Here is a 12,439-nt window from a genome sequence, read left to right as displayed (position 1 = left end):
AAGCTATTTTTCTATGCAATGCAAAAGCTTGAATGGAGTAGTATTTTACCTAAAAACGTTTTTTCTATAATAATTTCTGAGGGAAAATGGAATATGTCGAGGGGGGATTTTTGAGAAATATTTGTTTGGTTTCTATATGTTTTCAAACAAAAAGAGACCACTCATTCTCGAAAGCTTGAAAATAAGTGGTCTAATCGTCATCGTTTGTGGCAAGTAATCGTTATTGTGAACGTTTTGTGTGAACAGTAACAAGTAATCAGTTAGAACAAATAGACAAATGGAATATTTTGTGGCATAATAAATTATATATTTACCATGTAAAAATTAATATATTTTACTATGAAGGAGGAATCGTATATGGGATTTTGGGATGATTTAGCAAAAGACTCTTCATTTTCAACTGCTTCTGGAAATGATTTGCCATATGTTGTAATGCAAGTTACTTTAAAGGAAAAATTTTTTGGTACAGGTTCTGGTAATCTTAGCGAGTTAGAACAAGTTATTAACACTCAAGTTAAAAAGGGATACCGATTACATACTATTACCACATCCAATGGAGGTAGTAAAGGTTTTGGTGGCGGTGATCGCATACAAGCAACATTAGTTTTCGAAAAAATATAATTTTGATATTATCTTTATACTTGTTATACCAAAAACAGAAAAAGACGAGCTTTTGTTCGTCTTTTTCTGTGCACATTTTTAGGATGTAGCGAGTTACGGTAAGCCACTCTATGCTTCCCTAGATAGCAAGCAAACCGTTTCAACATGAATTTAGACATAAGTGACATACCATTTGGCGAAACTATTTCTGCTGCGCTAATATTTATATGCATTTTTCAGAATCTTACAAACATCTTGATAGGTCGAAATTATCTGCTCCCGACGTTTTCCCGGATTGTCTATGTCCCGGGTTTTCAGGAAACGCCAGGCAAACTGACGCATAATTTCCCTTGCATAATTCCGCAAATCAGTGGTCGTCAGACTTTCTTTTTCAGGAAAGCTCCACTTATAAGCTACAGCATTTTCATCAAGCTTAGCGGTACAATCTGCCAGCTGTTCGTATCCTGTGTTTTCTTGCCCGGAATAAAGATTCCAAATCCCGAACATGTAGCTGTACTTAGGTTCGACATAGGGCACAGCGGAACTGTCAGTATCAGAGGATGTAGTATTCCACGCAGGATTAATCCAGCCACGTTGGAATTTAATCATTGGCGGTCCCACTTTCATAAGATCGTACCAATCAAGACGCTCTTTGGCAAAAAATGTTTCGACACTGTCAATTTCATCAAACATTGGCAATACCACTTTAGCCAGATACTGGACGATGCGGTCGATTTGCTCACATAATAAAGTTGCTGATTTAACGTAATGGATGTGTCTCCAGTTATTATAATCGAATACCTCTTCACTGTACTGAGTATGTTTACAATTCTCAGGCAGTTCACAATAGTCCGTCGGAAGGTCTAACAGCATATAAGCCGGCATTATGCTGGTTGACATACTTTCAATGCCGCCGCCGCGAAAATAGCCATTAAACTTTATTTCTATCACAACTCCGTTTCGTTCGCGGATAAAAGTGTAAGGCTGTTTCCACTTCATTCCATAAGCCTTTGTCAGTGGCACCAGTTTCAGCTTAAATTGTTCCTTAATGAACGCTTTGCACAAATCATTTTGGACATACCCTTGTTGATCATAAAGACGATTCGGATCTTCGTTGGATAATCCAATCACCTTGTTCACGTCAAACGATGGCGGCGTATAGGGATTATGCTGGCACCTGTATTCCTCCCAGCGCTGCCTAAACGGTTCAATTCGCTGCTCATACTCTTTTGTTGCCTCCGCCAGCCGATCCTGTTGGAAGCAGACTCTTTTCTTCTCATAGGTATCATCAGCCGTAATCTCGATCCCACGCTTACCAAAATACCGAATTACATCCTCCTGACTATTCAACATGGTCTCATAAGGGTTAGGGTTAGGGCGATTGCTAAATTTTATCCGCACAAAATCACCTGGCGAAATCAAACTCTTAATTTCATCCACATGCAGATTCCACCAGTTTATCCATTCTGACGACTCCAATTGACCATGAGCCAGTTTGGCAAACATCTCATCAACTTCCTGTTTTGTTAATTTAATCAATGACGTATCCTCCTTCAAAACTTCACTCGCCTGTTGCTCGTAGTGCCTAAGGCTCTCTATGGGGTAAAGTGATCTTGTCAGAAATCCTTCCTAGTTCTCGTCGGAAGTGTTTCCATTGAAACCTATTTCTATATGTATTTTCGCCATTAAAACTCCGAACCCAATTCAGCTCAATCCAATTTATCTTGCTCTCTGCATTAATAAATTTACCCCGGGGTAAAATAAGTTTCCTTAGACTAATAATTAGTTTTAAAAACACACGTCCATTCTTCCCTCAAATTCCCGAAAACCTTTGACTATCAACCTTTCCACGTCAGAAAACAAACCGTTTCAACATGCGGTAAGACGTAAGTTTGATACTACATGGAGAAAGTACAAATAAAGGTATCAAAACTCGCAGAGGTCTGCGAGTTTTCCCACTCATTCATCCTCAACTTCCTCATTTCCATTTGTCTCTGCAATTTCAGCAAGTTCTCGAAGCTTATTCTCAAGCAACTTTTTATCTGGTAAATGGAGCTGATAATCCGCAACAAGTGCAGGAGATATACTGCGTCGCAAAGCATACTCTACTACTGCATCATCTTTATCAGCACAAAGTATCAAGCCAACACTTGGGTTTTCATTTTCCTTTTTCACATCGCTGTCCAAGGCTTCAAGATAGAATTCAAGCTGTCCTAAATGCTCCGGCTTAAAAGATCCAACTTTTAGTTCGATCGCAACAAGACAGGCAAGTTCCCTATTAAAAAATAGTAAATCAATCCAAAAATCCGTATTCCCAACTTGTACACGATATTCTTCCCCAACAAAAGTGAAGTCTTTTCCAAACTCCAAAATAAAGTCTTTCAAATTGACAAGAATGGCTTTCCGTAGTTCATGCTCCTTGTGATTATGTGGTATATCAAGAAACTCCAGCACATAGTTATCACGTAAGGATGAAAGCCCTGGAGTTCTTGAAATGAATAACTTATTCTTTTCATCCGAAATCATCGTTCGTTCAAAAAGCATGCTATCTATTTGTCGCTCTAATTCTTTTGTAGAATACCGATTCTTTGCTGTTAATTGTAGATAAAATTCACGTGCCTCATCCGTTTTTGCACGTGCCATTATCTTCAAATTATTTGTCCAATTTATTTCCTTCACTAACTCGGCAAGCCGCTCACTGTCCTTATATGTCTCATAGAATTGTCTCATACGCCAAATATTTGATGCTGAGAATCCTTGAATGCCCACATAACGCAACTGGATAAACTCGGAAAATTCCTTTACGATTGACTTTCCCCAGCCGCCAACTCTGACTTTTTCGCTTACAAACCTTCCTATATTCCAGTACATTGATATGAACTCCCTATTGGCAGCACGATAAACACTTTCCTGTGCCTGTTCGATAATTGATATAACCTCGTTGAAATCATCCATTGTGTTCTTACTTATCTCATTACCCATTAAATTCACCTCACCAATTATTTAACCTAACTAATTCATCCACAATAAACTCCATATTTCATCTTCTATATTTTTTATAAAAATCTTTCAGTTCTTTAATAATCAATAAATTCTTTATCTCGTATAAAAACCCGTCTGGTCTTTCCATTATCGCAATACCCGAACACTTATAAATAAGACAGAAACTTCGTATTATAACCCTAATATTATGTAGCTAATTTTCCGATTTACCGGGTTTTCTGCTCCAGCAACACAACGGTTTCAACATGCACCGAATGCCCAAACTGATCCACAGCCCTTATCCTCCTAACCTCATACCCATTATCACATAGATACCTACAATCTCTCGCAAGTGTCGCAGGGGCACAAGAAACATACACCACACGTTCCGGCTTCATCTCAACAATTGTACTAAGCAAAGCTTCATCACAGCCTTTTCTAGGAGGGTCAACAACAATAACATCTGCGGACATACTGTCAGCACCTTGCTTGTACTTCTCAGGCATAACCTCTTCTGCTGCCCCTACGAAGAATTCCGCATTCGTAATATCATTAATTTTCGCATTATTTTTCGCATCCTCAATCGCTTGTGGCACAATTTCAACACCATAGACTTGCTTTGCATTCTTCGCTAGGAATAATGAGATTGTTCCGATACCGCAGTATAAATCCCATACCACTTCATTTCCAGATAAATCGGCGTATTCTAAAGCAGTCTCATACAACTTCTTCGTCTGAACTGGATTCACTTGATAGAAGGAAAGTGGAGAGATTTGATATTTGATATCGCCGATATAATCGGTAATATAATCTTGTCCCCAAATCGTCTTACAAGTTTGTCCTAAGATAACATTTGTGTTCTCTGTATTAATATTAATGCAAATGCTTGTCATACCTTCTATATTCTCTAATTGCTTCACTAACTTTTCATGATTTGGAAGTTTCTTTCCGTTCAGCACAAGACATACCATAATTTCACCAGTGACAAAACCAACACGAGTTAGAATGTGGCGAACTAAGCCTGTCTGTGTCTCTTCATTGTATGGCTCAATTCCTTCTTCCCCAAGAAATACTTTAACGATTTCAAGCAACTTATCATTAATTTCAGCTTGGATATAGCAATGTGGTGTATCAATAATTGCATGGCTTCTACTTGCATAAAAACCAGTTATCACTTTCCCCTCTTTGCTCTTACCCACTGGGAATTGTGCTTTATTACGGTAGTAGTAAGGCTCTTCCATTCCAATGATTGGTTCTGTCACTGCATCAATCTCATCACCAAAGTGACCAATTCTCTTGAAACATTCTTTCACCTTATTCTCTTTATAACGAAGCTGTTCCTTATAATCCAGATGTTGCAACTGACAACCTCCACATTGTCTTGCCACACCACATCTAGGCTCAACACGGTAAGGAGATGGTTTCAAAATCTGCTCCATTCTAGCATAACCATAACTCTTCTTCGTCTTAATTACTTTCACTAATGCTTCATCACCAATCAAAGCGTCTTTGATAAATAAAGTATATCCATCAACATGAGCAATCCCTTCACCCTCAGAGCCAATTGCATCAATCGTTACATTCAATTCATCATTCTTTGCATAAGGTGCATTATTCGTTCCTTCACTACTTCTATTTACTTTTCTCGTGTTCTTTTTCACATCTCTACCCATGCCTATCACAAGTTCACTTGTGATACTACCCAAATACATACCATTAAAAGAATCCTTGGGTTGCACAATCTCCTTTATTTGTATTTTATTTATTTCTTACACTTGCATTCCCTGTACTTTTATTCCTTGCACATGTGTCTCTATGCAACAACCCAGCAAAACTTCAATACCACCCCTGCTTCTTCGTTGCTGTCCTACAATTAAGAAACGGTAGTGAAACACCTATAGTACTTCTTAGTGTGTATATCCACAATCTAGGAAGGCGAGGCAAGGACGCCGAGCCAGTCTTCGCTGAGGCAGGATGCCGAATCGAAGACGTTTCCGTACACTTTGAATAACTATCCATACACACTTAGAAGTACTTAGGTGTGTAGCGTGTTTCGTATTATAGGACAGCAACGAAGAAGCTCTAAAGCTGTCAAGTTTTGCGTCCTAGTATAACACCCTACGCAAAAAAACAACTTTCAAGCTATCACATGAAGGTTGTCTTTTTGCAGTCAATTTATTGATTATTTTGAACTTCTTCTAATGTTTGATTCGAAGAACTTATTATATCCTAACCATTCCAATTTCGCATCAGCACCATTAAGAATCTCCGTCATTGTTTGTAACTTCGCATCGGTATTATCCGCATACGTAAGTGCAACAGCCTCAATCAAAGCTGGTTTCTTAGGAGAACCATATTCTAACTCCCCATGATGCGATAAGATACAGTGTTTTAACTCATTAGAAAGTTTTGCAGGGAAATTCGGAATTGTCTTAATTCTTTCTCCAATTTTCTCTGTTCCAATGTAGATGTGTCCTAATAACTGGCCATCGTCTGTATAATCATTCTCTGGAAATGTTGAGATTTCATCTAATTTACCAATATCATGGAAAAGAGCTGCACTAATAAGTAAATCACGATTAATTAATGGGTAATTCTCTGCCATGTATTCACACATCTTAGTAACTCCAAGTGTATGTTCTACTAAGCCACCCACAAAACCATGATGCACTGTTTTAGCTGCGGAATGATACTTGAATGCTTTCGCAAATTCTTTATCTTCAATAAAGAAACTATTCACTAGTTTACTAAGATAAGGATCTGTAATTTTAGAAATCATATCAAGCAATTCTTTATACATCTCATCAATGTTCTTTGTCGTTGTTGGTACGAAATCACTTGGATCATACTCACCTTCTTGGCTCTTACGAACTCTCTTTACACTGAGTTGCAGTGAATTTTGAAAACTTGTAATTTGTCCATCAATATGAATGTAATCCATAGAATCAAAATTCTCTATTCCATTCGACAATTCCCAAACCTTCGCATCAAGAGTTCCAGTTCTATCTTGCAAAAGTAAGGAATAATAACTCTTCCCTGCTTTTGTTTTCAGTGTTTGTTTTACTTTACACAGATACGTTTCTGATAACATCTCACCTTCACGTAACTCATTAATATATCTCATCTAACTACCTAACCTCTCTACTATAATACACACATATTTTGCTATTATACCTTAATTCTTTTTCTTATGCAACTGTACATGCAGTGTCAGTTCACGGTCTTCCTCTTCTGTAGCGTTTATTGTCCGCTTCACTACAATGACAATCTCATCTTTCGGTTGATAGGATGAAATAATCGTATTCAGCTGTGCCATTGAAATAATCGTATTATCATCAATCTTTAAAATAACATCTCCTGTTTGTAACCCTGCTTCCAATGCTGGTGATTCCGTTTCAACTTCATTGACATAGACACCATTTCCTACACCAAGACTGCTTGCAATTTCACTTGTCAAATCTGCACCTCGAATTCCAAGATACGTACGATCAATTCCTGTGATAAGATCTTCTATAATTGATTTTATTCTTGAAATAGACAACACAGTACTAATATTGGCATTCAAATCACTCTTGAACTTGTGTGTAATAATACCAATCACTTCACCGCGCAGGTTTATAATTACACCATCTCCATTCGAATTATCTGTCACATCTGTATTGAATAAATCAACTCGGTTGTCTGTTATATATGCACTTGTCGTTTTCCCCGTAATGATGCCGTACTCTCTTGAATATGGATAACCATTCGGATTTCCGACTGCTATAATAGGATCACCCGCTGAGCAGCTTATTGATTCACCAAGAGTCGCCACTTTAAATGTATGCTTTACCTTTGGGGATAATTCTGACTCGTCCACTTTAATTATAGCCAAATCCAGCTTACTATCGTAATTTGCCAGCTTTGCTTCAACTACATTATCGGAGTCAAATGTCACACGAATCTTATTCACTTCTTTAATCTTACTGTAACGTACTAATATGAATAATGTTTTCTTATCCACCGATTCCTGAATAATAATTCCCGATGTTATATCCGACGTTTCGAACGGATTCTGTAGCCAGTCTACGCTGTTAATAATACTCGTTACAGAAACAACAAATCGGTTCGCTTCGTCTGCTATTGCATCTAACTCTTTATAGAGCTCCTTATAATCAGCAATGGTAAGAGTCGCCTTATTCTCTACAGGTACTATGTTCACTGGCGTCTCTTCTTTCACTGTAGGTACAATAGGTGCCACTCGAATCAGTGTTAAATGTTTTGTAAATGCAGTTAATTTTCTTTCATCTTCATCGCCAATCACATCCTTAACATATGGGTATGCAACACAAATAACAACACTACTTACAATTCCAAATAGTATTGCTAACATAATTGTCTTTATCACACTCTTCACCACATGTTTCCAAGTCTTTTTGGGAATAATCTGTTCTTGAATGAATTTAAATTCTCTTTCATCCACAATTGGGCTGATTTTCTTATCATTTGGCATATTACTTCTCCTCAACACCGTTAAAGTAGCTATAATCTCCACGTATCCGAATACTCTTTAATATCTTACCATTTTATCACCCACTTGTGAACACTCTATGAATAAAATGTTAAATGATTATCCCAAGTATTGAAATAGTTAGCGTTTTTTAATAATTTAATAGTTTTCATTTTGTTCCGTATCATGTAGAATATAGCTAGGTCAATGACACCGAACCCAATTGACCCGATCAGCGCTTATTTATAAACACGATTGAGAGAATATTTAGAGAGGAGCCATGCACTGCAATCTTTCAATCTACTTACCGAAGCAGTACGCAATTTTATTTGCCAAACGCATGGATACAATTTTGAATGCTAAAACAATACAAAAATTAGAATACAATAAAATTATTGATAAATTAACAGAATATGCAGGTTCTATACTTGGTAAAGAAAGATGTAGCAAGCTCTTACCAATGAATAGCCTAGAGGACATCACGCAAGCACAAAAAGAAACATCAGACGCCCTTACAAGGATTTTGCAAAAAGGCAGTATCTCCTTCTCTGGACTAAAGGATATTCGAGCTTCTATTAAACGACTTGAAATCGGCTCTACACTTGGAATGGGAGAACTCTTACAAATCAGCTCTGTTCTTGATGTTGCATTACGTGTAAAATCCTTCTCAAGAAATGATAGCGATGACGTGGAAACGGATACTCTTGATATGCGTTTTTCTTTGCTAGAACCACTTTCACCTATCAACAACGAAATCAAACGTTGTATCGTATCAGAAGAAGATATGAGCGATGATGCAAGTTCTACTCTTAAACATATTCGACGCACGATTAAGAATACGAATGAAAAAGTTAGAGAACAATTGAATTCTATCGTAAATTCTCAAACTACCAAATCCATGTTACGTGAGAACATTATTACGATGCGTAATGGTCGCTACTGTTTACCTGTTCGCTCTGAATATAAGGGCCAATTCAGTGGTATGGTTCATGACCAATCTTCTACAGGTTCTACATTCTTCATCGAACCAATGGCAGTTGTTAAATTAAACAACGAATTAAGAGAATTAGCGGTACAGGAGCAAGACGAAATCGAACGTATTCTATCAGAACTTAGTGCATCCATTGCTACAGAGACAGAAAAATTAACAGATGATATCACAATTCTTGCAGAATTAGATTTTATCTTTGCAAAAGCATATTTATCAAAGGGTTTAAAAGCCTCTGAGCCAATCTTTAATACAAAAGGCTATATCAATATTAAGAAAGGTCGTCATCCACTTATTGATGCCAAACAAGTTGTTCCAATTGACATTCATCTAGGTGATGAATTCAACCTTTTAATCGTAACAGGCCCGAATACGGGTGGTAAAACCGTTTCTCTTAAAACAGTAGGTCTTTTTACCCTTATGGGTCAGGCTGGTCTTCATATTCCTGCATTTGACGGCTCTGAGCTTGCTGTCTTTGAAGATGTATTCGCAGATATTGGTGATGAACAAAGTATTGAACAAAGTTTAAGTACATTCTCATCTCATATGGTAAATACCGTTAACATTATTAAGAGCGCGACACCAAACAGTTTAGTATTATTCGACGAGTTAGGTTCTGGAACTGACCCTACAGAAGGTGCTGCACTTGCAATGTCCATTCTATCATATCTTCATAATCAAGATATCAGAACTATGGCAACTACACACTACAGTGAACTAAAGATTTTTGCATTATCTACACCAGGTGTTGAAAATGCGTGCTGTGAATTCAGCGTAGAGACGCTTCGCCCAACATACCGTTTATTAATTGGTGTTCCTGGTAAGAGTAACGCCTTTGCCATCTCAAGCAAACTTGGATTGCCTGATTTTATTATCGATGATGCCAATAGCCGTATTGATAGTCAGGATAAGAACTTTGAAGATGTTATCAGCGACCTTGAGCAAAGTCGTATCACAATCGAAAAAGAACGCGAAGAAATTGCTTTGTTAAAAGAGGAAGCTGCCCAGCTAAAAGAAGAATTGGCTAAGAAACAAGAAAAACTTGATACTGCCAAAGAACGTATTCTTCGTGAAGCGAATGAGGAAGCTCGCGATATTCTAGCTGAAGCAAAGGAATTTGCTGATGATACCATCAAGAAATATAACAAATGGACAAAAGAAAGTGGTCTTGGCAAGGCAATGGAGGAAGAACGTAGCCAATTACGCAATAGATTAAATTCTGCTGAATCAAAACTTGCACTAAAGAACAAAGCAAAACCATCAAAGATGCATAAAGCAAAAGATTTCTCTATTGGGGATGCGGTTAATGTCCTTAGTCTTGGACTGAAAGGAACCGTTAGCACTCTACCAAATGCCAAAGGTGATTTATTCGTACAGATGGGTATTCTAAGATCACAAGTAAATATTAAAGATTTGGAACTAATCGACGAACCGGTAATCACAACTCCTACTTTCAGTAAAACTGGAAGCGGTAAAATTAAGATGTCAAAGAGTTATAGTATTAGTACTAGTGTAAATCTCATCGGAAAGACAACAGATGAAGCGATACCAGAACTTGATAAGTACCTTGATGACGCATATCTTGCTCATCTACCTCAAGTAACGGTTATTCATGGTCGAGGAACAGGGGCACTCAAGAATGCTGTTCATCAACATCTTAAAAAGTTAAAATATGTTGCTTCCTACCGACTTGGTACATTCGGTGAAGGGGATCACGGTGTAACTATTGTAGAATTCAAAAAATAAGTAAGGGGGAGATTCCATGGCTGAGAAACAGAAAATTTTAATTGTAGACGATGATGCTAATATTGCTGAGTTAATCTCTCTATATTTGCTCAAAGAATGCTTTGATACACTAATTGTAAACGATGGAGAAGAAGCCATCGAAAAATTTCATTCCTATCAGCCAGGGTTAATTCTTCTTGATTTAATGCTTCCTGGCATTGATGGTTACGAAGTATGCCGAGAGATACGCAAAACTTCTAATGTTCCTATCATTATGTTATCTGCCAAAGGGGAAATCTTTGATAAGGTGCTTGGACTTGAACTAGGTGCTGATGATTATATTATTAAACCTTTTGACTCGAAAGAGTTGGTTGCACGAGTGAAGGCGGTTTTACGCCGTTTTCACCCTGTTACAGCACCTACACCACAAGTTACAACTCCAACCGTTACCCCTACAGGTGATTATGTTGAGTATTCTGACTTGTTAATTAACTTATCCAATTACTCTGTAACCTACTGCGGTAATACGATTGATATGCCACCAAAAGAACTAGAACTCTTCTACTTCCTAGCATCTCATCCGAATCAAGTATTCACAAGAGAGCAATTACTTGATCATATCTGGGGTTATGAATATATCGGAGATACTCGTACTGTTGATGTGCATATTAAAAGACTTCGTGAAAAAATTAAAGACCACGCAAATTGGAGTCTCGCTACCGTATGGGGAATTGGTTACAAATTCGAGGTGAAGAACTAATGAAGCGAACTTTGCTGTTTAAGCTATCCGTCTGCTATTTGCTAGTTGCCATTTCTATGTTTACATTACTCAATACATATGGCGTGAATCTACTCAAGCAAAGTCTTGTAGAACGTCAGAAGACCGTTCTGCACAACGAAGCCTCTACAATCGCTTCTGAATACATGGAAAGTTATTATCAAAGCTCTTCCTCCTCGCAGTCTACGCAAAATGTATTGGCGCAACTGAAAACAATAGATACCTTCTTAAACACACGCATTTGGATTGTCAATAAGAGTGGTACAATCACAATGGATACTCGTTCCTCTTTCACGACAGATTCCGAAGTAAACTTAAATACGTTAAATCCTAATTTCTTAACGAAAACATTTTCTGATAGTACGTATTTTGAAGGAATCCTAACAGAACCTATGTTAAGTGTTGTATATCCGATTTCCTATAAATACGAAATCCGTGGTTATATTGTCATGCTTACTTCCTTATCTTCTATCAAGCACGACAGCATCTACTATATGGACATTATTAATATCTGCTTTCTACTATTTTTGGTATTGATGATTTTCGTATTTATGTACATCTATTACTTAACCGTAAGACCTTTGAAGAGAGTTATTAAAGCCGCTGTTGAGTACTCTTCTGGCCACTTTGACTACCCACTAAAGATTCGTACAACGGACGAATATCACGAACTTTCTAATGCTGTTACTTATATGGCTAGCGAATTAAACAATCTTGATGATTATCAAAAGAAATTTGTTGCAAATATTTCTCATGATTTTCGTTCTCCACTAACCTCTATAAAGGGTTATATCGAGGCGATACAAGATGGCACAATTCCTCCTGAGATGCAAGACAAATACCTTGGTATTGTTCTTTTTGAGACAGAACGATTAAC

The 12,439-nt window shown here is 37.5% G+C and carries 9 protein-coding genes; 4 read left to right on the top strand and 5 right to left on the bottom strand.

Annotation, left to right across the window (positions count from 1 at the left end; translation table 11 throughout):
- The first annotated feature begins 357 nt into the window (after window positions 1–357).
- Window positions 358–621 carry a DUF4177 domain-containing protein gene (locus tag RMR19_RS14855; RefSeq protein WP_310604279.1) on the top strand — a complete coding sequence of 88 codons (264 nt, stop codon included), beginning with the start codon at window positions 358–360 and terminating at the stop codon, window positions 619–621.
- Window positions 622–816: 195 nt separating this feature from the next.
- On the opposite strand, the gene RMR19_RS14850 is transcribed toward RMR19_RS14855, so the two are convergent.
- The 5 genes from RMR19_RS14850 to RMR19_RS14830 form a co-directional block, all read right to left on the bottom strand.
- Window positions 817–2,139, bottom strand: a complete 1,323-nt coding sequence (locus RMR19_RS14850) for a hypothetical protein (RefSeq protein WP_310604278.1) — start codon at window positions 2,137–2,139, stop codon at window positions 817–819.
- 420 nt (window positions 2,140–2,559) lie between these two features.
- Window positions 2,560–3,582: a PDDEXK nuclease domain-containing protein gene (locus RMR19_RS14845; protein ID WP_310604277.1), complete on the bottom strand. Its 1,023-nt coding sequence runs from the start codon at window positions 3,580–3,582 to the stop codon at window positions 2,560–2,562.
- Between the two features lie 227 nt (window positions 3,583–3,809).
- On the bottom strand, window positions 3,810–5,294 hold the full coding sequence (gene rlmD, locus RMR19_RS14840) for a 23S rRNA (uracil(1939)-C(5))-methyltransferase RlmD (RefSeq protein WP_310604276.1): 1,485 nt from the start codon (window positions 5,292–5,294) through the stop codon (window positions 3,810–3,812).
- A 470-nt stretch (window positions 5,295–5,764) separates the two neighbouring features.
- Window positions 5,765–6,706 carry a 3'-5' exoribonuclease YhaM family protein gene (locus tag RMR19_RS14835; protein WP_310604275.1) on the bottom strand — a complete coding sequence of 314 codons (942 nt, stop codon included), beginning with the start codon at window positions 6,704–6,706 and terminating at the stop codon, window positions 5,765–5,767.
- A 51-nt stretch (window positions 6,707–6,757) separates the two neighbouring features.
- Complete coding sequence (locus RMR19_RS14830) at window positions 6,758–8,074, bottom strand: S1C family serine protease (RefSeq protein ID WP_310604274.1); 1,317 nt, start codon at window positions 8,072–8,074, stop codon at window positions 6,758–6,760.
- A 349-nt stretch (window positions 8,075–8,423) separates the two neighbouring features.
- On the opposite strand from RMR19_RS14830, the gene RMR19_RS14825 reads away from it, so the two are divergent.
- The 3 genes from RMR19_RS14825 to RMR19_RS14815 all read left to right on the top strand — a co-directional run.
- Complete coding sequence (locus RMR19_RS14825; protein WP_310604298.1) at window positions 8,424–10,805, top strand: endonuclease MutS2; 2,382 nt, start codon at window positions 8,424–8,426, stop codon at window positions 10,803–10,805.
- 16 nt (window positions 10,806–10,821) lie between these two features.
- Complete coding sequence (locus RMR19_RS14820) at window positions 10,822–11,544, top strand: response regulator transcription factor (protein WP_310604273.1); 723 nt, start codon at window positions 10,822–10,824, stop codon at window positions 11,542–11,544.
- The coding region (locus RMR19_RS14815) for a histidine kinase dimerization/phospho-acceptor domain-containing protein (RefSeq protein ID WP_310604272.1) at window positions 11,508–12,439 on the top strand (932 nt) is incomplete at its 3' end. The genes RMR19_RS14820 and RMR19_RS14815, both read left to right, overlap by 37 nt.

It is taken from the genome of Anaerosporobacter sp. (genome assembly GCF_031551385.1).
In the GTDB taxonomy this organism is placed as follows: domain Bacteria; phylum Bacillota; class Clostridia; order Lachnospirales; family Lachnospiraceae; genus Anaerosporobacter.
The sequence above is the reverse complement of the archived record's forward strand: the minus strand, read 5'-3'. Positions and strand labels throughout refer to the sequence as shown.